Consider the following 20910-nt stretch of genomic DNA (forward strand, 5'->3'; position numbering starts at 1 on the left):
CTGTCGAGCAGAAAAGCGACTCGGGAAGAGGAAATGTCATGTCCGAGAAGAAATTGCCCACCCACGCCCGCGTGGTCATTGTTGGAGGCGGCGTCATGGGGGTCGGTCTGGCCTATCATCTGGCGCATGAGGGGTGGGGCGATGACACCGTCCTGCTGGAAAAGGCCGAGCTGACCAGCGGCAGCACGTGGCACGCGGCGGGCCAGATCACGCATTCGACCTCAAGCTTTGGGCTGGGCAAATGCGTGGACTACAATATCGGTCTCTATTCCGGCGCGTTGGAGGCTGAAACCGGCCAGCCGGTCACATGGCACGGCTGCGGCTCGTTCCGCTTGGCCTATACCGAGGATGAGATGGACTGGCTGCGCCACACCCTGTCCGTGGGCCGCTCGCTTGGCTTCAACATCGAATTGGTGGGCCCCGAGAAGGTGGCCGAGCTGCACCCGTTCTACAATCTCGACGGCGTATTGGGTGCGCTGCACACGCCTGATGACGGGCATGTGGACCCGACCAATGTGACCATGGCGATGGCGACGGGCGCGCGCCAGAAGGGCGTCCGCATCTTCCGCAACTGCCGCGCGACGAACATCACGCAGGCCGAGAATGGCGAGTGGGTGGTTGAGACCGAGATGGGCACGATAACCTGCGAACATGTGGTGAATGCGGGCGGCACTTACGCGCGCCAGATGGGTGAATGGTCTGGGTTGCAACTGCCGATGACCTCGATGACGCACCATTACTTCGTGACCGAGCCGGTGCCCGAGTTCCAGAATCTGGACACGGAACTGCCGGTGATCCGCGATGACCGCAAGGTCTCGGGCTATATCCGGATGGAGCAACAGCGCGGGCTGATCGGGATTTACGAGAAAGAGAACCCGAACTCGGTTTGGCATGACCATTGCCCGTGGGAATACGAAAACTGGCTGTTTGATGCGGATTACGACCGGGTGATGCCGTGGCTTGAGGAAAGCCTGAACCGGATGCCGATCTTTGCCGAGCTGGGTATCCAGCGCGATGTGCATGGCGCTATCTCGCACCCGCCGGACGGCAATCCCCTGATCGGGCCCGCGCCGGGTGTGCGGAACTATTGGTGCTGCTGCGGTACGCAGATCGGCATTGGTTGGGGGCCAGGTCTGACGCGTGAGTTGGCGCGCTGGATGGTGCATGGTGCCGCCGATATCTCAATGCGTGAGTTCGACCCGCGCCGGTTCGGCAGCTATGCCACGAAGGACTGGCAGGTGATCAAGGCCGAGGAAGACTACTGCCTGCGCCACGAGATTCCGTTTCCGCATTTCAACCGTCTCGAAGGGCGTCCGATCAAGCCATCGCCCCTGTATGAGTTGCTGAAATCCAAGGGCGCGGTGCATGAGGAAGTCTATGGGTTCGAGCGCCCCCGCTGGTTCGCCCGCGATGGGGTTGAACAGCGCGACCACTATTCCTTCCGCCGTACCCCAGCCGACGACATGGTGGCCGCCGAGGTCAAGGCGGTGCGCGAACGCGTGGGCATCATGGATGTGACGGCCTTTACCAAGGTCGAGGTTTCGGGGCCGGATGCCTACGCCCTACTGGATCGGCTGACGGCCAACCGGATGCCGCAAAAAGTGGGCTCGATCACGCTGACCCATATGCTGAACCGCCGGGGCCGGATCGAGTTGGAGACAACCATTGTTCGTATGGCTGAAGACCGCTTCTATCTGGTCTGTGCGGCGTTCTTCGAGCAACGCCTGCTGGATCACCTGACGCAACAGCGGGCGGATGAGGATGTTCAGGTTACCGCCCTCTCGTCCGATTGGTCAGCCTTGTCGCTGAACGGCCCCCTATCGCGGGACGTACTGGCGCGCTGCACCGATGCCGATTTGACCAATGTCGGGTTCCGCTGGTTGTCCGCGCAGGAAATCACAATCGCAGGCCACAAGGTCTGGGCGTTCCGCATGTCCTATGCCGGGGAACTGGGCTGGGAGTTGCACATGTCCAACGCCGCTTGCCTCGACGTTTACACCGCACTTTGGGGTGCGGGTGAGCCGCATGGCATCGCCGACTACGGCAGCTTTGCCATGAACGTGATGCGGATCGAGAAAGGTTTCAAAGGCGCGGGTGAACTAACCAATGAAGTCACATTGGCCGAGGCGGACGCGCTGCGCTTTGCGCGCACCGACAAGGACTATCTGGGCAAGGACAAGACCCTGAACACCGACCTTCCGTGGATTTGCGCCTATCTGGAAATCGAACCGGATGGCGAGATTGACGGCCATGGCGGCGAGGCCGTGATGCTGAATGGTCGCGTGGTCGGCTCGACCGCGTCGGTAGTCTACGGCCATACCGTCGGCAAGATCCTCGCCTTTGCCTATATCGAGCCCGAGGCCGCCACGCCCGGCACAGCCTTGCAAGTCGTGATCCACGGCCAACCCCGCGCGGCCCGAGTATTGGGCGAACCGGCCTATGATCCGCAAAGCCTGCTGCCACGAACCGACGCTGTACTGGAGGCCGCGCAATGATCTTGCCTGATAGAATGAAAGCTATGGTCACGATGGGCCATGGCGGTCTCGAGCAGATGGTGCTTCACCCGGACTGGCCTCGCCCCGAACCTGCGGCTCAGGAAGTGTTGATCAAGGTCGCTGCCTGCGGTCTGAACAACACGGACGTCAATACGCGGTCGGGATGGTATTCCAAGACAGTCACCGACGCGACCACCGGCGGCGCGTTTGATGAGGTGGGTGAGGAAGACCCCACCTGGGGCGGCAACCCGATCACCTTCCCGCGCATCCAGGGGGCGGATATCTGTGGCTATATCGTAGCCGTGGGTGCAGGTGTCGACCCCGCCCGAATCGGTCAGCGCGTGATCACCGATGGCTGGTTGCGGGCCCCGGATGATCCCGGCAACAAGGACAAAACCGGCTACTACGGCTCGGAACGGGACGGAGGGTTTGCCGAATATGCCACCACTCTGGCCGTGAATGCAGTGCCGATTACCTCAGATTTGTCGGATGCGGAACTGGCGACGTTTTCTTGCTCCTACTCAACCGCAGAAGGGATGCTGACCCGCGCTAACGTCAACGACAAAGACACGGTTCTGGTGCCCGGAACCTCGGGCGGTGTCGGCGGCGCCTTGGTGCAATTGGCCAAACGGCGTGGCGCGCGCGTTATCGCAATGGCGTCCGAGGCGAAACATGCCGACGTCGCTGAGCTTGGTCCTGACATGATCCTGCCGCGCGCACCAGAAAACCTGCGTGCCGCGCTGGGTGGTGAAAAAATCACGGTAGTCGCCGACGTAGTAGGCGGCCCCTATTGGCCGACCCTGATCGACATCCTCGAGCGCGGCGGACGCTATACTTGCTCCGGAGCCATCGCGGGCCCGATGGTTGAGTTCGACTTGCGCACCTTCTATCTGCGCGACCTGACCTTTACCGGCTCGACCGTGATTGACCCGCAGGTCATGCAGAACCTCGTGAAATATATCGAGGCGGGTGAGATCAAACCGGCTCTGGCCGCGACTTATCCTCTGGAGGAGCTGCGCGAGGCGCAAGCAGCTTTCATCGCCAAGCGGCACACGGGCAATATCGTGGTGATCCCATGACTTTGGATGATGTGCTGAACGCCGCGCGACAGCTGCACCAAACGCATCCTGATCTGGCTGCGTTCGGTGATTGGCCAGATGATCTGCGCGCCGTTGACGTGTCGCCAAACGCGATCCCTGCGGTTCCTCTCGTGCAGGCGATCCAGTCCGATGCCGGGCCGACCCAAGCCCTTACGAAGGCGATCTGCGCAACCGCGCATCTCGCCAATTGGAAGCTGACTTACACCGAAGACGAAGTCGGTGCCGACTTCCTGAACCGTTTTGGCTATTATGAACTGTTCGGTCCCACGGGCCATTTCCACTCAACAAAGCTGCGGGGCTACGTGGCTTTTTGGGGTGAGGGATTAGCCTATGATTGGCACAGCCATCAGGCCCAAGAACTGTACCTCATCGCCGCCGGCCGTGCGAGGTTTCACGTCGCTGGCAATGACGCCGAACTAACACCCAACCAAACTCGCCTGCACACCAGTTGGCAAAGCCACGCCATGACGACCACCGACAGCCCCATCCTGACCTACGTGCTGTGGCGCGGCGAAGGGCTGGACGCCTTGCCCCGAATGGACGCCGCATGAAAATCACCCGCATCCGCATCTATCAGACCGGGCTGCCCTATGTCGGCGGGGCCTATGTTTGGGGTGCGGGCAACGCGATTGAGACCGCCATCGCCTCGATTGTGGTGATCGACACCGATGCTGGGTTGCAGGGCTGTGGTGAGTTCACACCCTGCGGCGAAAACTACATGGTCGCGCATTCCCAAGGCGTTCCTGCTTTGGCCGCTTTGGTCGCCCGCAAGTTGCTGGGCGAGGACCCACGGCAGGTTGGGCGGATCGAACAGCTGATGGACCATCTGGTGCAGGGGCACGGCTATGCCAAGGCACCGTTTGATGCAGCCTGTTGGGATATTCTGGGGCAAGCCTGCGCGCAGCCCATCTGGATGTTGCTGGGTGGCAAGCTGACGGATGGTGCCCCGATGTATCGGGTGGCGCCGCAAAAGGTAGTGGATGAGACCGTGGCCGAGATGAACACATATCGCGATCAGGGTTACCGTCAGTTCCAGATTAAGGTAGGCGCAGATTGGGCCACGGATATCGACCGTATCAGGGCCACGGTCCCTTTTCTGCAACCGGGTGAGACCGCCATGGCCGACGCCAATCAGGGCTGGTGCGTGGATAACGCGATTCGGGTGGCTCGGGCGACGCGTGATCTTGATTTTATCCTCGAACAACCCTGCAAAACGTATGAAGAGTGCCAACAGGTTCGCCGCGTGGCCGAACAGCCGATGAAGCTGGACGAATGCCTGACTGGAATGCACATGGCGCAGCGTATCGTCGCGGATCGGGGGGCCGAGATCTGCTGCCTGAAGCTTTCCAATCTCGGCGGGCTCAGCAAGGCACGTCGGGTGCGCGATTTTCTGATTGAAAACCGTATTCCAGTGGTGGCTGAGGATACATGGGGCGGTGAAATCACCACTGCCACCGTCGCCCATTTTGCCGCCTCTACGCCCGAGGAATACCTGCAAAACACCACAGACCTGATGAACTACAACACCCGCTCGACCGGATACGGCGGGGCTGTGTCGCGAAACGGCAAGCTCTACGCGCCAGATGCGCCAGGTTTAGGTGTCACCCCTGATTTCAAAAGCCTCGGCGCGCCCGTGGCAGAGTACGCGCTATGAAGATCAAAACCATCATCGTTTACCAAATCGACCTGCCGCTCGAGCATCCATATTGGCTGTCTGGTGGGCGGCTGAAATTCGAAACGCTGGACGCTACGTTGGTGAAAATCGAAACCGATACTGGCTTGATTGGCTGGGGCGAGGGCACGCCCTGGGGCCATACCTACGTCCCCGCCCACGGCCCAGGCATCCGTGCCGGGATTGAAACCATGGCCCCCTTTATAATGGGCCTCGATCCACGCCGCGTGTTGGATGTGGAACGCGCCATGGATACGGCGCTCCCCGGCCATCTCTATGCCAAAAGCCCTATCGACATGGCCTGTTGGGATATTGCCGGGCAGGCTGCGGGCCTGCCAATTGCCGACCTGATGGGCGGCGGGTCCCGTACCCCGCGCCCGATTGCCTCCTCCGTCGGCGCCAAAACCGCTGAAGAAACGCGCGAGGTGATGACCCGCTACCGCGACCGTGGCTACATCGCCCATTCGGTCAAAATCGGTGGAGACGTCGAACGCGACATCGCCCGCGTCCAAGATGTTGAAAGCTTCCGCCGCCCCGGCGAAATTGTCCTGTATGACGTGAACCGGGGCTGGACTCGCCAACAGACGCTGCGCGTGATGAAGGCATGCGAGTCTTTGCAGGTGATCTTCGAACAGCCTTGCGAATCCCTCGATGACATCGCTGCGATCGCACCCCGCCACGCGTTGCCGGTGTCGGTGGACGAAAGTCTCGTCACTCTGCAAGACGCCGCCCGCATCGCCCGCGACGGGCTGGCCGAGGTCTTTGGCATCAAGCTCAACCGCGTCGGCGGCCTGACCAAGGCAGCCCGAATGCGCGATGTCGCCCTGGCCCACGGGATCGACATGTTCGTCATGGCCACCGGAGGCACCGTTCTTGCCGATACCGAGGCCCTGCATTTGGCCGCCACCATCCCAGATCAGAACTGCCATGCCGTCTGGGCCTGCCAGGATATGATCACCGTCGACATCGCCAACGGTCGCGGTCCCCGCAACAATAACGGACATCTCCACCTGCCCGAAACCCCGGGCCTTGGCGTCCACCCCGACGAAGATACCCTCGGTCTCCCAATCGCAACCTACGAGGCCCCGCGATGACCCGCCTCTTCATCTGGCTAGAAATATCTCGGGGTGTGAATTGGCCGAAGGCCAAGAGAGGGGCTGGCCCCTCAGACTGCACGACATCAACACCCCAAGGACGGCCTGAATGAAAATCACCGCCATCACCCTCTGGTCCGTCGACCTCACCAGCCACGAAACCTACCACATGGCCGAGGGCAAAACCTGCGCCACCGTCAAAACCCATGTGCTGTGCCTTGAAACCGATACCGGCCTAAAAGGATGGGGCGAGGTCTGCCCGATCCCAAACTATCTGCCCGCCTATGCCGATGGTGTACCGGCGGCGATCACCGAAATGGCTCCTGAAATCCTTGGGATGTCGCCCTTTGGGGCCGATGCCCCGATGCGCAAGCTCGGCGGGTTTCTTCAAGGCCACCGCTACGCCAAATCCGTCGTCGACCTTGCCCTATGGGACCTTTTCGGCCATGCCACAGGCCAGCCGGTCTATGCGCTGTTGGGTGGGCGCACGCGTAAGGACATGCCGCTCTACCACTCGATCACCTGCATCGATCCCGATGATATGGCCCGTATTGCGCAAACTGCCTATCAGACCGGTATTCGCCAGTTTCAGGTCAAACTTGGCGTCGAAGCCGATTGGCAAGCCGACGCCGAACGCCTGACAAAAGTGCGCGAGGCCGTGGGACCCGGCCCCATCGTTTACGGAGACTGGAACTGCGGCGCATCTCGCCTGCAAGCCACACGTACGGGCCGCGCGGTGGCGCATCTGGATGTGATGCTGGAGCAGCCCTGCAAAACGCTGGAGGATTGCGCCGCCGTCCGGCAAGCCACTGGCCTGCCAATGAAGATCGACGAAAACGCGCATGATTTGGCCTCGCTGCTCCGCGCGCATGAACTGGGCTGCATGGACGCAGTGGCGTTGAAATTGTCCAAGTTCGGCGGGCTGTCGGCCATGCGCCGCGCGCGCGATCTAACCGTGCATGTGGGGGCCGAAATCTGCGCCGAATGCACATGGGGATCCGATATCGTCACCGCAGCTTCATTGCATTTCGCGGCCTCGACGCCGCAGGGATCGCTGATGAACACCTGCGACCTGTCCTCTTATGTAGCCCCGCGCCTCTGCCCCGATGCGCCCAGCCGCAAGGATGGCCGCATCGCCCCGCCCGAAGGCCCCGGTCTGGGCGTGACGCCCGACCCGGAAATCCTTGGTTCCCCGATATTGGAGATCGCCTGAGATGCTCAAGATCAACACACAATCCGAATGGATCGCCCGCGCCAATGCCGTTCTGCCCGCCGGAGGTTTTGGCAATTTCGACCCGGGCATCATCATCGCCCGCGGCGAAGGTAGCCATGTCTGGGATGAGGACGGCAACGAATATGTCGACTATCTGATCGGTTCTGGCCCCATGCTGCTGGGTCACGGTCACCCCGAGGTGATGGAGGCGGTTCTGGAACAACTGCCCAAAGGCATGACTTTTTTCGCCAACAACGTCAAAGGTATCGAACTGGCTGAGGCGATCATCGACGCGGTGCCGTGCTGCGAACAGGTGCGTTTTGTCGCCTCGGGCGGCGAGGCTGACATGTACGCCATCCGCTTGGCTCGCGCCTATACCGGGCGCGACAAGATTCTGAAATTCGAAGGCGGCTATCACGGCATGAGCGCCGAGGCGCAAATGAGCCTCGCCCCCAGTCGACAGGTCAACTTCCCGCAAGCAGTGCCCGACAGCGCGGGTATTCCTGCTGGCGTGGCCGAGCAGATGCTAATCGCGCCCTTCAACGACTTGGACGCTGTCGCGGCGTTGCTGGGCGAACATGATGACATCGCCGCTATCATGGTCGAGCCGCTGCAACGGATCATCCCGCCTCTACCGGGCTATCTGCAAGGGCTGCGCGACCTGTGTGACAAACACAATGTCCTGCTGATCTTTGATGAGATCGTCACCGGTTTTCGTCTAGCCTACGGCGGCGCGCAGGAGAGATATGGCGTCACCCCCGACATCTGCACCATGGGCAAGATCATCGGCGGCGGCTTCCCCCTGGCCGCGCTGGGTGCAAGCACCGAGATCATGAAGCATTTCGACAAGGATCAGGTGGGCGAGGGTGGCTGGCTGATGCAGTTGGGCACGTTGTCGGGCAACCCGGTGGCCTCGGTTGCAGGGTTGAAGACGATGGAGGTACTGCGGCGCGACGGCGTCTATGACCAACTGCGCGTGACCGGTGCGGCCCTGCAGAAAATGCAGACAGATGCCCTGACCGACGCGGGCATCCCACATCAGATCTGCGGGGATGAGACCCTTTTCGACATCTATTTCACCGATAGCCCCTGTCGTGATTATCGCAGTGCCCGTCACGATGACCCCCAGCGCAACGCGCTCTACAATAACAGTTTAAGGGCGAGTGGTGTCTTCAAGTCACCGGGTAAGCTTTACCCGTCTTTGGCCGTGACAGATGCCGATCTTGAGCTGACACGCGATGCGGTGCGAAAGGCGGTCGAGGTGATCCTTCGCGCGGGTTAATGGAACGGAAACGGGCCGCTGTCATCGCTGACAACGGCCCTAACTGATCGGATATCAGGGTTGCGTCTCGCCCCCTCGAATACCACTTAAAATGGACAGACTTACAAAAAACTTCGACTTATTCGAGACCAACCCGACCTCTCAATCGGTGTGATCCCAATATGCGCAGATTTCTGCGCGCTGGCAGTGAACTAGATCACATACCGCTATTTTTCCTCAATTTTTCCAGTCGAAGAAACCAGGGCCAGCCCTTTGAAGCAGCGTACTTGCCATGGCGCGGCCCATTTCGGCCCCGTCCTCCACCGCGCCGGAGATCTCCTCGGCAATTGCCTCGGATCCATCGGGGCGCAGCACCTCGCCGCGCAGGCGCAATTGGCCGCCTTGAAGTTCGGCCAGACCCGCGATGGGCGTTTCGCAGGACCCGTCCAACGCCGCGAGCAGCGCGCGCTCAGCCGCCAGACGTTGTCCGGTTTCGGCGTCGTGGATCGCCTCAAGCATACACGCTGCGCGGGAATCGTCGCTGCGGCGCTCGATACCGATCGTGCCTTGGGCGATGGCAGGCAGCATGTCCTCGGGCGCGATGGCGGTGGCGGGGACGTCCTCCATGTTCAGGCGGCGGATGCCGGCCATGGCCAGAAAGGTGCAATCAGCCACGCCGTCTGCCAGTTTTTTCAGTCGCGTTTGCACGTTGCCTCGGAATTCAACCACGTTCAGGTCGGGGCGGCGGTTCAGCAATTGGGCCCGGCGGCGCAGGGACGAGGTGCCGACGGTCGCACCCTGCGGCAGGTCGTGAATTGAATTCAAACTTGGCGAGATGAACGCGTCGCGCACATCCTCGCGCGGAAGGAACGTGTCCAGCACCAGACCTGCGGGCTGTTCCACCGGCATGTCCTTGGTGGAATGCACCGCGATGTCGATATCGCCGCGCAGCATTGCCTCTTCGATTTCCTTGGTGAACAGCCCCTTGTTGCCGATCTCTTTCAACGGGCGGTCCGCGTCGATCATGGCGCGGTTGTCGCCGGTGGTCTTGATCACCACGATCTCGAACGCCTCTTCGGACAGATCAAATGCGGTGCCCAGCCTGTGGCGGGTCTCATGGGCTTGCGCCAGCGCCAGCGGCGATCCGCGTGTTCCGATCTTGAGCGGTGAGTCGGGGGAGGGCAGGGTCAGTGTCATGGCGCAAGCTTTAATCGCGTCACATTGCCCTGACAATGGGGGCAGAGCTTGACAAATTGCCACTGAGGGCCGACCCGTGGCGCAAACCGGATGATTGGGGGCAAAGATGGCCGAGACAAAGAAGATACTGCGCGCATTGGCAGGTGAAGTGCAGGATGTGCCGCCGATCTGGATGATGCGTCAGGCCGGGCGGTACCTGCCCGAATACCGCGCGACGCGGGCGCAGGCGGGGGATTTCCTGTCGCTGTGCTATAACCCCGAACTGGCGGCCGAGGTCACGTTGCAGCCGATCCGCCGCTATGGGTTCGATGCGGCGATTCTGTTTGCCGATATTCTTCTAGTGCCACAGGCGCTGGGCGCGGATTTGTGGTTTGTCACCGGTGAGGGGCCGCGCTTGTCGACCATCACCCAGCAGGCCGAGTTTGATGCGCTGAAACCCGTGGATGCGATTCATGAGACTTTGTCGCCGGTCTATGAAACCGTGCGTATCCTGTCGCGGGAATTGCCGTCCGAGACGACTTTGATCGGTTTTGCAGGCGCGCCCTGGACGGTGGCCACCTATATGATCGCCGGGCGCGGCACGCCGGACCAAGGCCCGGCCCATGCGCTGCGCGAGGAGAATGTGGCATTGTTCGAGGCGTTGCTCGAGCGGATCACGCTGGCGACGATCGAGTATCTGTCGGCCCAGATCGAGGCCGGGGCCGAAGTGGTCAAGATTTTTGACAGCTGGGCCGGGTCACTGAAGGGCGAGGCGTTTCAGAAATATGCGGTTGAGCCGTGCCGGGTGATCACGCAGGCCATCAAAGAACGCCATCCCGGTATTCCGGTCATCGGTTTCCCACGCGAGGCCGGAGAGGGCTATGTCGGGTTTGCCAAGGCCACAGGTGTGGATTGTGTGGCGCTGGACAACTCGGTCGCGCCGGATTGGGCGGCGGCCCATGTGCAGGTGGATGGCTGCGTGCAGGGCAATCTGGCCTCGTCGCATATGGTGACGGGTGGGCAGGCTTTGGTGGATGAGACGCGCAAGATCGTCGAGGCGTTTTCCAAAGGACCGCATATTTTCAACCTTGGGCATGGGATCACGCCGGATGCGGATCCCTCGAAAGTTCAGTTGATGATTGATACCGTGCGTGCGCGGTAAGTCGGGAGGAAGGGGGCCAGCCCCCTTCTTGGCCTTCGGCCAATTCATCCCCCGGGATATTTTTAGCCAGATGAAGGGGCGGATTCGGGCTGTGTTTCGATCTCGGCGCGGATTTCGCCATTGTGTTCGCCGCGTTTGGGGCTGGGTCTGAGGCGCCAGTCATGGGTTGAAAACCGTGGTGCGGCCGTGGCTTGCAGCGTGCCGTCTTGTGCTGTCCATGTTTGGCGGCTTTGGTTCATGGGGTGGTCGAGTGCTTGCTCGGGGCTGAGGACCGGGGCGACGCAGGCGTCGGAGCCATGGAACAGGTGTGCCCAGTGATCGCGTGGGTGTTGGGCGAAGATCTCGGTCAGGCGATTGGTGAGCATTGGCCAGAGTTCGCTGTTGTATTGCTGTTGGAACTGTGGGTCGTCGGACAGGTCCAGTTTGCGCAGGAATTCGGCGTAGAATTTGGGCTCCAGGCATTGGACGGTGACGAATCCTGCGTCCGAGCACGCGTATGTGCGGCTCCAATGGGGGCCGTCCAGCAGGCTTTGCCCCCGCGTGTCATGCAGGTTGCCGGTCTGCCGCAAGCTCATGAGCAGGTTCATCATATGGGCCGAGCCGTCGTAGATGGCGGCGTCAACGACAGTGCCTTGCCCGGTTTTCTGCGCATTCAACAGCCCGGCCAGAAGACCCGCTACCAGATACATGGCGCCGCCGCCGATATCTCCCACAAGGGTGGCTGGTGTGTGCGGTGCGTCGCCGGGGGAGGATGCATACCAGAGCGCGCCGGACAGGGCGATGTAGTTCAGGTCGTGTCCGGCCGTCTGCGCCAGAGGGCTGTTCTGGCCCCAGCCGGTCATGCGGCCATAGACCAGTTTCGGGTTCGCCTCATGGCACGGGGCCGGGCCGAGGCCCAGCTTCTCCATAACGCCGGGGCGGAAGCCTTCGATCAGGGCATCGGCCGCGGCAATCAGGCGTTTGGCGGTGCTCAGGTCGTTGGGGTCCTTTAAGTCCAACGCAATGGATCGCTTGCCCCGATCCAAAAGCGATTGTTCGGGCATACCTGGCGTTACTGCGCCGCCTTTGCGGTGGATGGTGATGACGTCGGCGCCCAGATCGGCCAGAAGCATGGCGGCGAAAGGGGCGGGGCCGAGTCCTTCGATTTCGATGATGCGTGTTCCGGTCAGCATGGTGTTTTCCCTTTCAGAGCAGGGTTTCCGGGGCTGGGCAGAATTGCAAGGCGGATTTTGAGCGGGCAGGGTTGTACCTCGCTTGTGAAATGGCTCTGTTCTGTTCCGGCGCAGCGCGATACTGTCCCTGCCAGAACGGGGACTATGCATGACACCAATTCTGTCGATCCGGGATTTACGGAAATCCTATGCCGGAGGGTTTGAGGCGCTGAAAGGCGTGTCACTGGATATCGAGCAGGGCGAGATTCTGGCGCTGTTGGGCCCAAACGGGGCCGGTAAGACGACACTGATCTCCACTATTTGCGGAATCACCACGCCAACCTCGGGCAGTGTGACGGTTGGCGGTCACGACATTCAAACGGATTTCCGCGCCGCGCGTCAGATGATTGGCCTTGTGCCGCAAGAGATCGCGCTGGAGCCGTTTGAAAAGGTTTGGAACACCGTGCGGTTTTCGCGCGGGCTGTTTGGCTATGGCACCGACAATGCCCGGATTGAGGAAATTCTGCGCAAGCTGTCGCTGTGGGACAAACGTAAAAGCGCCATCAAGGAATTATCGGGCGGTATGAAACGCCGGGTGCTGATCGCCAAGGCGCTGGCCCACGAGCCGCGCGTGCTGTTTCTGGACGAACCCACCGCAGGCGTCGATGTCGAGCTGCGCAAAGACATGTGGGAGATCGTGGCCGAGTTGAAGCAAGCGGGTGTGACAATCATCCTGACTACCCATTACATTGAAGAGGCCGAGGCCATTGCCGACCGCGTCGGTGTAATTGACAAGGGCGAGCTTCTGCTGGTGCAGGACAAGGCAACCTTGATGGCTCAGATGGGCAAGAAACAGATCGAGGTGATGCTGACCGCACCCATTGAGGCCATCCCAGATTGTCTGGCCGCGCATAACCTGACGCTGAATGGCAATGGGGACTCGCTGGTCTATACCTATGATACCAATGCCGACCGTACCGGGATCACTACCTTGTTGAACGACGTGGCCGAGGCGGGGTTGGTGTTACGTGACGTGCAGACCCGGCAATCGAGCCTGGAAGAGATTTTCGTCAATCTTGTGTCAGGAGATCCAGCATGAACTGGACCGCCATCGCCGCCATCTACCGGTTCGAAATGGCCCGGTTTTTCCGCACTCTGGCGCAGAGTTTTCTGTCACCGGTCCTGTCGACCTCGTTGTATTTCGTGGTTTTCGGCACCGCCATCGGCAGTCGTATTCAAGAGGTCGAGGGCGTGTCCTACGGGGCGTTCATCGTGCCGGGGCTGATCATGCTGTCAGTGGTGATGCTGTGTATATCGAACGCGTCATTCGGCATCTACTTCCCCAAATTCCTTGGCACGATTTATGAGCTGCTCTCGGCCCCGGTGAATTTCATCGAGATCGTGATCGGATATGTGGGAGCGGCTGCAACCAAGGCGTTGTTCGTGGGTGTGGTGATTTTGATCACCGCGACGTTCTTTGTGGACTTACGGATCGAACACCCGCTGGCCATGGTGGCCTTTTTGGTGCTGACCTGCCTTAGTTTCTCGCTCTTGGGGTTCATCATCGGCATCTGGGCCAGTAACTTCGAGCAGATGTCGCTGGTGCCGCAGCTGGTGGTCACGCCGCTGATCTTTCTGGGAGGGACGTTCTATTCGATCTCGATGCTGCCGCCGGTCTGGCAAACCATCACGTTGTTCAATCCGGTGGTCTATCTGATCTCGGGGTTCAGGTGGTCGTTCTACGGTTTGGCTGACGTGCCGATCGTGTTCAGTCTGCTGGCCATTCTTGCCTTCACAGGTATTTGCCTTGGCATCATTTGGTGGATTTTCAAAACCGGTTGGCGCATCCGGAGCTAGCCAATGATCGACGTTGCATTTTTGCCCATCGACGCCGAGAAATATGACCCTCCCGCATCCAAGGTTCAAACCGTCCCTTGTTTACCGGTGGGCCGCACTCTACATCGGCTCCCATGAAACTCCGCCTGCCCTTCGTCAAAAAACAACCTTGCGTGGCCGTGGTTCGCCTGTCCGGCGCCATCGGAATGGCCGGCCGCGGGTCGATGTCCGACACCTCGCTTGCTCCGGTTCTTGAAAAAGCGTTTCGCAAAGGCAAACCGGCCGCTGTCGCGCTTGAGGTTAATTCGCCGGGCGGATCGCCCGTTCAAAGTTCGCTGATCGGGGCGCGGATTCGGCGGTTATCTGAGGAATTGAACGTTCCTGTCATAGCGTTTGTTGAAGATGTAGCCGCGTCGGGTGGCTATTGGCTGGCGGCTGCGGCGGACGAGATTTATGCCGACGACAGTTCGGTGCTGGGATCCATCGGAGTGATCTCGGCAGGGTTTGGTGCACATGTGCTGTTGAAACGACAGGGGATCGAGCGGCGGGTGCATACGGCCGGAGAGTCAAAATCCATGCTCGACCCGTTCTCGCCCGAAAAGAAAGAGGACGTTGCCCGGCTCGAGCGTCTTTTAGGCGATATTCACGAAAATTTCATCGCCCATGTCAAAGCCCGTCGTGATGGCAAGCTGGACGAAACACAGGACCTTTTCACCGGCGAAGTCTGGTTGGCGCGCCGTGCCCAAGAACTTGGTCTGATCGACGGCATCGCGCATCTGAAACCCAAAATGCAGGAGCGGTTTGGCGACAAGGTCAAATTCCGCCGCTATGGGCTTCGGAAACCGCTGTGGTCGCGGTTCGGCGCGTCTTTGGCGCAGGACGCGATTGCCGGGCTTGAGGAGCGCGCGGCCTTCGCGCGTTTTGGTCTGTGACGTGATTATCAAGATTGTCACCCTCTTCCTGATCGCCATGGGTGTGTTGGCGATGTTCGGAAAACTGCGCTTTCCGGGTCAGAAGAGGCTGCAATCATCCCGGTGTCCGCGCTGCGGGCGGTTCAGGATCGGCAAAGGCCCCTGCGCCTGCGAAAAAGGAGGCCGTACATGACGGCATGGCTGCTTTCGGGGCTCGGGCTGCTGATCCTGCTGCTGGCGGGTGATGCGCTTGTGCGTGGGGCCGTGAACCTCAGCCTGCGCTTGGGCGTGCCTGCTCTGATCGTCAGCCTGACCATTGTGGCCTTTGGCACTTCGGCGCCTGAATTGTTGATTGCGATCAGCGCGATTCAGGAAAACGCACCGGGGATCGCGCTTGGCAATGTGGTCGGGTCAAACACAGCCAATATCCTGTTGGTGCTGGGCCTGCCTGCGCTGCTGGCCACGTTGCACACCAGCGAATGTGACAGCCGCAAGAACTATGTCTTCATGATCATGGCAACGGTGCTGTTCATCGGGTTGGCCTTTTGCGGCGTGTTCAACTTGCTCAGCGGGGCCATCCTGTTGACGGCGCTGGCTTTAGTCTTGTGGAACGCGTTCCGCGAGGCGCATGCACACCGCAAAGCCTGTGGTGACGCCTGCGCAGACGATGATGATCTGGACGGCCTGGAAGAGGCTGATCCGAATATGCCCTATTGGAAAATCTCGATCTATCTTGTGCTGGGTCTGATCGGACTACCGATGGGCGCGCATCTGCTGGTCGACAACGCGACGGTCATTGCCCGCACCTATGGGGTCAGCGAAACAGTGATCGGGTTGACGCTGGTGGCGGTCGGGACGTCTCTGCCCGAACTGGCGACGACCGTGATGGCGGCGCTGCGCCGTCAGGCGGATGTTGCTTTGGGGAACGTCATCGGGTCGAACATGTTCAACCTGCTGGCCATTGTGGGGATTGCCACGCTTGTCGGGCGCATCCCGGTCGATCCCGAATTCTTGCACTTCGATTTGTGGGTGATGCTGGCGGCCTCGCTGCTGCTGATCCCCTTCGTCTTTTTCAAGAAAGATATCACCCGCGGGTGGGGCCTGTTGTTGACCCTGCTGTATGTGGTCTACATCGTCACATTGCTGGCCTAACCTTACGGAGACCCAATCATGACCCGTGCCCTCGTAACCGGAGCAGGCATTCGCCTTGGCCGGGCTATGGCCCTGTATTTGGCACAGCGCGGGTATGATGTGGCCATCCACTATGCGACCTCGGAACAACCGGCGCTGGATGTCGTGGCCGAGGCTCAGGCTATGGGTCGCAGCGCGATCGCCCTACAGGCCGATCTTCTGGATGAGGCGCAGGTTCAGACCTTGTTGCCCCGCGCGGCCGAGGCGTTGGGCGGACCGATCACCTGTCTGGTCAACAATGCGTCGATCTTTGAATATGACAACATCCAGACGGCCACCCGCACAAGCTGGGACCGCCACATGGACAGCAACCTTCGCGCGCCCTTCGTTCTGACACAGGCGTTGGCCGAACAAGGGTTGGAGCCTGAGAAAGACGATGCAGGAGAACCGGTGGCGACCGGCCTGATCGTCAACATGGTGGATATGCGCGTGCGTAAGCTGACGCCCGAATTTATGTCCTACACTATCGCTAAGATGGGTCTCTGGGCGCTGACTCGTACCGCTGCGCAGGCGCTGACCCCGGCTATCCGCGTCAATGCGATTGGTCCCGGCCCGACGATGCAGGGACATCGTCAAAGCGCCGATCACTTTAGCGCGCAGCGAAGAAACACAGTGTTGGAACGCGGCGCAAACCCGTCTGATATCACCGCTGCGCTGGGCTATTTTCTGGATGCCCACGCCGTCACCGGACAGCTTTTATGCGTGGATGGCGGGCAGCATCTTGGTTGGCAAACACCGGATGTTTTGGGCGTTGAATAGGTAATTCTCAGATAAGTTTTGCACCGCTCTCATTTCTGTTACCAACGCGTTACAAAAATGTATTGTTTTTCATGCACTTGTCCTGTGCATGAAAAAATATCAATTAAAAGCAAACAGTTAAGCTACTGCCTAATTTTTGTGCAAATCAAGGAATCCTTAATGAATTAAGGGAAAATCGCGATACCGGGAAACTTATCTTCATACTTATCCACAGAAACCGTGGATTTGTTTTCTCTTGATCTGAGGCGCTCAAGATTGCAGCCATGGTGAGGGAATCATATTTCAGGCACATGACCGTCCAGAACGAATCGAACTCCGAAACCCAAAGCGTTGGATACGAATGTATACAGCGATATGTGAAAACGCTGGACAGCTCGCCCGGTGTGTACCGGATGTTGGATGCGGACAGTCGGGTTCTGTACGTGGGCAAGGCGCGAAACCTGAAGGCGCGGGTATCGAACTATACGCGGCCTGGACATTCGGGGCGGATCGAGAAGATGATCGCCGCGACGGCTTCGATGATGTTTCTGACCACGCGGACCGAGACCGAGGCGCTGCTGCTGGAGCAGAACCTGATCAAGCAGCTCAAGCCCAAGTACAATGTGCTGCTGCGCGACGATAAGAGTTTTCCGAACATTCTGGTCGCCAAGGATCATGGGTTTCCGCAGATCAAGAAACATCGTGGGGCGAAGAAAGAAAAGGGCGCCTATTTTGGCCCATTCGCCAGCGCCGGAGCGGTGAACCGGACGCTGAACCAGCTGCAAAAAGCGTTCCTGCTGCGTAACTGCTCGGATTCCATGTTCGACAGCCGGACGCGGCCCTGTCTGCTGTATCAGATTAAGCGCTGTTCTGGACCGTGTGTGGGGTTGATCTCGGAAAGCGATTACGGCGAAAGCGTCAAGGATGCGGAACGGTTCTTGTCGGGCCGGTCGACCAAGGTGCAGGAAGAACTGGCCGAACAAATGATGGCCGCGTCCGAGGCGATGGAGTTCGAACGCGCCGCCAGCCTGCGCGACCGTATTCGCGCGCTGACGCAGGTGCAGACAAGCCAAGGCATCAACCCGCGCGGTGTGGCCGAGGCGGATGTGATCGGCCTCTATATGGATAGTGGGCAGGCCTGTGTGCAGGTGTTCTTTATCCGGGCCAACCAGAACTGGGGCAACAAGGACTTTTACCCTCGGGTCGGGGCGGATGTGTCACCTGCCGAGGTGATGGAGGCGTTTCTCGGTCAGTTCTACGACAACAAGGAACCGCCCCGTCAGTTGATCCTGTCAGATGCGATCGAGAATGCCGATCTGATGCAGGACGCGCTGTCGGAAAAAGCCGGACGCAAGGTTGAAATTCTTGTCCCTCAACGGGGTGAGAAGCAAGAGCTGGTCGCCGGAGCCCTGCGCAACGCACGCGAGTCACTGGCACGGCGCATGTCGGAAAGCGCCACGCAGGCCAAACTGTTACGTGGTGTGGCCGAGGCGTTTGATCTGGACACGCCACCCGAGCGGATCGAGGTCTACGATAACAGCCATATTCAGGGCACCAACGCGGTGGGCGGCATGATCGTGGCGGGCCCCGAGGGGTTTATGAAAAACGCCTATCGCAAGTTCAACATCCGGGGCGATGATCTGACGCCGGGCGACGACTTTGGCATGATGAAAGAGGTTCTGACCCGCCGCTTTACCCGCTTGCAAAAAGAAGACCCAGACCGAGACAAGGGCCATTGGCCCGACCTGCTGTTGATCGATGGTGGAGCAGGGCAGGTCAGCGCGGTGCATGAGATCATGGTGGAACACGGGGTCGAAGACATCCCGATGGTCGGCGTCGCCAAGGGTGTGGACCGCGACCACGGCAAAGAGGAATTCCACCGCATCGGCCAGCGCGCCTTTGCGCTGAAGCGCAACGATCCGGTGCTGTATTTCATTCAACGCCTGCGGGATGAGGCGCACCGCTTCGCCATCGGTACCCATCGCGCCAAACGGGCTAAGGCCGTTGGGGCGACGCCTCTGGACGAAATCCCCGGCGTGGGTGCGGCACGCAAACGCGCCCTTTTGGCCCATTTCGGTAGCGCCAAGGCGGTCAGCCGGGCCAATCTGGCGGATCTCAAGGCGGTGGACGGGATCTCAGCCGGGTTGGCGCAGAAGGTCTATGATTTCTTCCACGACAAGGGTTAGGCCCTCCGCCCCCGCGCCAGAATATACAGCCCCGAGGCGACGATCAGCGCCGACCCGATCCACATGGTCTGGTCCAGCCGCTCACCAAACATGACCACGCCCAACCCGATCCCGAACAGCAATCGCGAATAGCGGAAAGGCGTGACAGATGAGACCTCACCCGTGCGCATCGCCTTCATCAGCGAGGCATAGGCCATGACGCCCATAACGATTGCGCCGGTCATATGCAGGCTGACATGGGCGGTCAGGGGTTGCATCGGCGTACCCTCCCAGAACCGATAGGCCAGACCGGCGACTATGATGCAAAGGAAACCGTAGAACCCCAGCACCTCGGTCCCCAGTGACGCGGGCGCGGCGCGGCTGGCCAAATCGCGGCCTGCGAACCCCAACATTCCCAGCACCGCAAGGATGGACAGGGCCGAGAAGCTGTCTCCGGTTGGTCGGATGATGATGACGACGCCGACAAGGCCGATCAGAATGGCGCTCCACCTGCGCCAGCCGACGGTTTCGCCAAAGACCAGAGCAGCGCCCGCAACAACGACCAGAGGCGTGGCCTGTAAGATCACAGTGGCCGAGGATAGTGGCGTTAACGCGATGGCCAGCACATAGAACAACCGTCCGAGGATTTCGAAAACCACGCGCACTTTCATTGGGCGCGACAGCACATCCGGCTGAAACAGCCGTGTACTGCGTAACATGGCCACCACCGAATAGATCACTGCACCGCCTGCGCCGAACAGCACCAACACCTGCCAGATCGGAATTGCTGCCGAGGCGGCCTTGATCAGCGCATCCTCAAGCGCGAAAAGTGCCATTGCGGCGATCATCCATGCGCTGCCGATCAGGTTCGATCGGGGGTCGGTTTGAATGTGGGTTGTCATGTTTCGCCCTGTTTGAACCAGTCGCCAATCTGGCCGCAAACACTGTGCGCGCCAAGTCGCGGAAACGGGGTTGCGACCCTTTGACCGCAATCACTGCAACAGCCTGTGATCGGGGCAGATTTTCAACGGGCCATCTTTCATGTCCCGAACCGGCGATGTAAAGTTTTAACCATGAAGTGGAACCTGCCCAATATCCTGACCGTGCTTCGCCTATTGGCGGCGCCAGGTCTGGCCGTGATGTTTTTGTATTTCACCCGGCCCTATGCCGATTGGTTTGCCCTGATCCTGTTCATGTCCGCCGCCATCACCGACTGGTTCGATGGCTACTTGGCCCGTGCTTGGAAGCAGGAAACAAAGATTGGCGCGATGCTGGATCCGATTGCCGACAAAGCGATGGTGGTGATCGCGCTGATGATCCTTGTGGGCTATTCGACAGAACACTGGACGCCTTGGCTGGTTTTGCCCGCTACCGTGATCCTGTTCCGCGAGGTTTTTGTCTCGGGCCTGCGGGAGTATCTGGGCGATGTAGCCGGAACTTTGAAAGTGACCAAGTTGGCCAAGTGGAAGACCACGGCGCAGATGGTGGCGATTGCCGTCCTGTTCTCGCAGGGGATATTCGAGCACTATTTCGTCATGGCCACTTTCGGCATGGACCCCACGATCATAGATCAGGTCCTGACTGGCGAAGTCGAGGACCACAACCACCTCCGCTGGCATTTGGAAGGCATGTTCTGGTCGGGCCGTATTGGGCTGTGGCTGCTGTGGATTGCTGCGACGCTGACATTGATCACGGGCTATGACTACCTACGTAAAGCCATGCCCCATCTGAAGGAGAGCTAAGCG

Annotated in this window: 18 protein-coding genes; 15 read left to right on the forward strand and 3 right to left on the reverse strand. The window is 60.0% G+C overall.

From position 1 onward, the window contains the following. Positions 1-38: 38 nt before the first annotated feature. The 7 genes from ACR0DB_RS09085 to ACR0DB_RS09115 all read left to right on the forward strand — a co-directional run bounded on the left by ACR0DB_RS09085 (position 39) and on the right by ACR0DB_RS09115 (position 8856). Positions 39-2495: an FAD-dependent oxidoreductase gene (locus ACR0DB_RS09085; protein ID WP_480550288.1), complete on the forward strand. Its 2457-nt coding sequence runs from the start codon at positions 39-41 to the stop codon at positions 2493-2495. Next, positions 2492-3574: an alcohol dehydrogenase family protein gene (locus ACR0DB_RS09090; protein WP_480550290.1), complete on the forward strand. Its 1083-nt coding sequence runs from the start codon at positions 2492-2494 to the stop codon at positions 3572-3574. Before ACR0DB_RS09085 ends, ACR0DB_RS09090 begins: the two co-directional genes overlap by 4 nt. Then, positions 3571-4146, forward strand: coding sequence for a dimethylsulfonioproprionate lyase family protein (locus ACR0DB_RS09095; RefSeq protein ID WP_480550292.1), 576 nt, complete (start codon positions 3571-3573; stop codon positions 4144-4146). Before ACR0DB_RS09090 ends, ACR0DB_RS09095 begins: the two co-directional genes overlap by 4 nt. Further along, the gene (locus ACR0DB_RS09100) at positions 4143-5249 is read left to right on the forward strand and encodes a mandelate racemase/muconate lactonizing enzyme family protein (RefSeq protein ID WP_480550294.1); all 1107 of its coding nucleotides are present in this window, start codon (positions 4143-4145) and stop codon (positions 5247-5249) included. Before ACR0DB_RS09095 ends, ACR0DB_RS09100 begins: the two co-directional genes overlap by 4 nt. Next, positions 5246-6361: a mandelate racemase/muconate lactonizing enzyme family protein gene (locus ACR0DB_RS09105; protein WP_480550296.1), complete on the forward strand. Its 1116-nt coding sequence runs from the start codon at positions 5246-5248 to the stop codon at positions 6359-6361. Before ACR0DB_RS09100 ends, ACR0DB_RS09105 begins: the two co-directional genes overlap by 4 nt. 109 nt (positions 6362-6470) lie before the next feature. Then, on the forward strand, positions 6471-7574 hold the full coding sequence (locus ACR0DB_RS09110) for a mandelate racemase/muconate lactonizing enzyme family protein (protein ID WP_480550298.1): 1104 nt from the start codon (positions 6471-6473) through the stop codon (positions 7572-7574). Position 7575: 1 nt separating this feature from the next. Next, positions 7576-8856, forward strand: coding sequence for an aspartate aminotransferase family protein (locus tag ACR0DB_RS09115; RefSeq protein ID WP_480550299.1), 1281 nt, complete (start codon positions 7576-7578; stop codon positions 8854-8856). Positions 8857-9072: 216 nt separating this feature from the next. Here ACR0DB_RS09115 and hemC read toward each other — a convergent pair whose 3' ends face one another. Then, positions 9073-10032: a hydroxymethylbilane synthase gene (hemC, locus tag ACR0DB_RS09120; RefSeq protein WP_480550301.1), complete on the reverse strand. Its 960-nt coding sequence runs from the start codon at positions 10030-10032 to the stop codon at positions 9073-9075. Between the two features lie 106 nt (positions 10033-10138). On the opposite strand from hemC, the gene hemE reads away from it, so the two are divergent. Continuing rightward, positions 10139-11173 (forward strand): uroporphyrinogen decarboxylase, encoded by a 1035-nt coding sequence (gene hemE / locus ACR0DB_RS09125; protein ID WP_480550303.1) that lies wholly within the window; start codon positions 10139-10141, stop codon positions 11171-11173. Positions 11174-11235: 62 nt separating this feature from the next. On the opposite strand, the gene ACR0DB_RS09130 is transcribed toward hemE, so the two are convergent. Then, entirely contained in the window at positions 11236-12345 is a 1110-nt protein-coding gene (locus tag ACR0DB_RS09130) for a CaiB/BaiF CoA transferase family protein (RefSeq protein WP_480550305.1), read from the reverse strand. Positions 12346-12493: 148 nt separating this feature from the next. Between ACR0DB_RS09130 and ACR0DB_RS09135 the strand changes: the two genes are divergently transcribed. The 6 genes from ACR0DB_RS09135 to uvrC all read left to right on the forward strand — a co-directional run bounded on the left by ACR0DB_RS09135 (position 12494) and on the right by uvrC (position 19186). Beyond that, positions 12494-13423, forward strand: coding sequence for an ABC transporter ATP-binding protein (locus ACR0DB_RS09135; RefSeq protein WP_170785052.1), 930 nt, complete (start codon positions 12494-12496; stop codon positions 13421-13423). Continuing rightward, positions 13420-14181, forward strand: coding sequence for an ABC transporter permease (locus ACR0DB_RS09140; RefSeq protein ID WP_170772727.1), 762 nt, complete (start codon positions 13420-13422; stop codon positions 14179-14181). The genes ACR0DB_RS09135 and ACR0DB_RS09140 overlap by 4 nt, the downstream gene beginning before the upstream one ends. Positions 14182-14294: 113 nt before the next feature. Next, positions 14295-15092 (forward strand): S49 family peptidase, encoded by a 798-nt coding sequence (locus ACR0DB_RS09145; RefSeq protein WP_480550308.1) that lies wholly within the window; start codon positions 14295-14297, stop codon positions 15090-15092. A 168-nt stretch (positions 15093-15260) separates the two neighbouring features. Beyond that, positions 15261-16223: a calcium/sodium antiporter gene (locus ACR0DB_RS09150; protein WP_170772722.1), complete on the forward strand. Its 963-nt coding sequence runs from the start codon at positions 15261-15263 to the stop codon at positions 16221-16223. 18 nt (positions 16224-16241) lie between these two features. Continuing rightward, the gene (locus tag ACR0DB_RS09155; protein WP_480550310.1) at positions 16242-17021 is read left to right on the forward strand and encodes an SDR family oxidoreductase; all 780 of its coding nucleotides are present in this window, start codon (positions 16242-16244) and stop codon (positions 17019-17021) included. A gap of 290 nt (positions 17022-17311) precedes the next feature. Further along, positions 17312-19186, forward strand: coding sequence for an excinuclease ABC subunit UvrC (uvrC, locus tag ACR0DB_RS09160; RefSeq protein ID WP_480550312.1), 1875 nt, complete (start codon positions 17312-17314; stop codon positions 19184-19186). Here uvrC and ACR0DB_RS09165 read toward each other — a convergent pair. Beyond that, complete coding sequence (locus ACR0DB_RS09165) at positions 19183-20067, reverse strand: DMT family transporter (protein WP_480550314.1); 885 nt, start codon at positions 20065-20067, stop codon at positions 19183-19185. The genes uvrC and ACR0DB_RS09165 overlap by 4 nt on opposite strands. Before the next feature lie 171 nt (positions 20068-20238). On the opposite strand from ACR0DB_RS09165, the gene pgsA reads away from it, so the two are divergent. Further along, positions 20239-20907: a CDP-diacylglycerol--glycerol-3-phosphate 3-phosphatidyltransferase gene (pgsA, locus tag ACR0DB_RS09170; RefSeq protein WP_480550316.1), complete on the forward strand. Its 669-nt coding sequence runs from the start codon at positions 20239-20241 to the stop codon at positions 20905-20907. Positions 20908-20910: the final 3 nt, after the last annotated feature.

Source organism: Ruegeria sp. AB6, assembly GCF_056542685.1.

Bases quoted from the DNA above. Each gene is read 5' to 3' on its own strand.
- ACR0DB_RS09135 (WP_170785052.1), top strand. From the start codon at position 12,494: ATGACACCAATTCTGTCGATCCGGGATTTACGGAAATCCTATGCCGGA.
- ACR0DB_RS09110 (WP_480550298.1), top strand. From the start codon at position 6,471: ATGAAAATCACCGCCATCACCCTCTGGTCCGTCGACCTCACCAGCCAC.
- ACR0DB_RS09105 (WP_480550296.1), top strand. From the start codon at position 5,246: ATGAAGATCAAAACCATCATCGTTTACCAAATCGACCTGCCGCTCGAG.
- ACR0DB_RS09155 (WP_480550310.1), top strand. From the start codon at position 16,242: ATGACCCGTGCCCTCGTAACCGGAGCAGGCATTCGCCTTGGCCGGGCT.
- pgsA (WP_480550316.1), top strand. From the start codon at position 20,239: ATGAAGTGGAACCTGCCCAATATCCTGACCGTGCTTCGCCTATTGGCG.
- ACR0DB_RS09145 (WP_480550308.1), top strand. From the start codon at position 14,295: ATGAAACTCCGCCTGCCCTTCGTCAAAAAACAACCTTGCGTGGCCGTG.
- hemC (WP_480550301.1), bottom strand. From the start codon at position 10,032: ATGACACTGACCCTGCCCTCCCCCGACTCACCGCTCAAGATCGGAACA.
- ACR0DB_RS09085 (WP_480550288.1), top strand. From the start codon at position 39: ATGTCCGAGAAGAAATTGCCCACCCACGCCCGCGTGGTCATTGTTGGA.
- ACR0DB_RS09150 (WP_170772722.1), top strand. From the start codon at position 15,261: ATGACGGCATGGCTGCTTTCGGGGCTCGGGCTGCTGATCCTGCTGCTG.
- ACR0DB_RS09140 (WP_170772727.1), top strand. From the start codon at position 13,420: ATGAACTGGACCGCCATCGCCGCCATCTACCGGTTCGAAATGGCCCGG.
- hemE (WP_480550303.1), top strand. From the start codon at position 10,139: ATGGCCGAGACAAAGAAGATACTGCGCGCATTGGCAGGTGAAGTGCAG.
- ACR0DB_RS09095 (WP_480550292.1), top strand. From the start codon at position 3,571: ATGACTTTGGATGATGTGCTGAACGCCGCGCGACAGCTGCACCAAACG.
- ACR0DB_RS09090 (WP_480550290.1), top strand. From the start codon at position 2,492: ATGATCTTGCCTGATAGAATGAAAGCTATGGTCACGATGGGCCATGGC.
- ACR0DB_RS09165 (WP_480550314.1), bottom strand. From the start codon at position 20,067: ATGACAACCCACATTCAAACCGACCCCCGATCGAACCTGATCGGCAGC.
- ACR0DB_RS09100 (WP_480550294.1), top strand. From the start codon at position 4,143: ATGAAAATCACCCGCATCCGCATCTATCAGACCGGGCTGCCCTATGTC.
- ACR0DB_RS09130 (WP_480550305.1), bottom strand. From the start codon at position 12,345: ATGCTGACCGGAACACGCATCATCGAAATCGAAGGACTCGGCCCCGCC.
- uvrC (WP_480550312.1), top strand. From the start codon at position 17,312: ATGACCGTCCAGAACGAATCGAACTCCGAAACCCAAAGCGTTGGATAC.
- ACR0DB_RS09115 (WP_480550299.1), top strand. From the start codon at position 7,576: ATGCTCAAGATCAACACACAATCCGAATGGATCGCCCGCGCCAATGCC.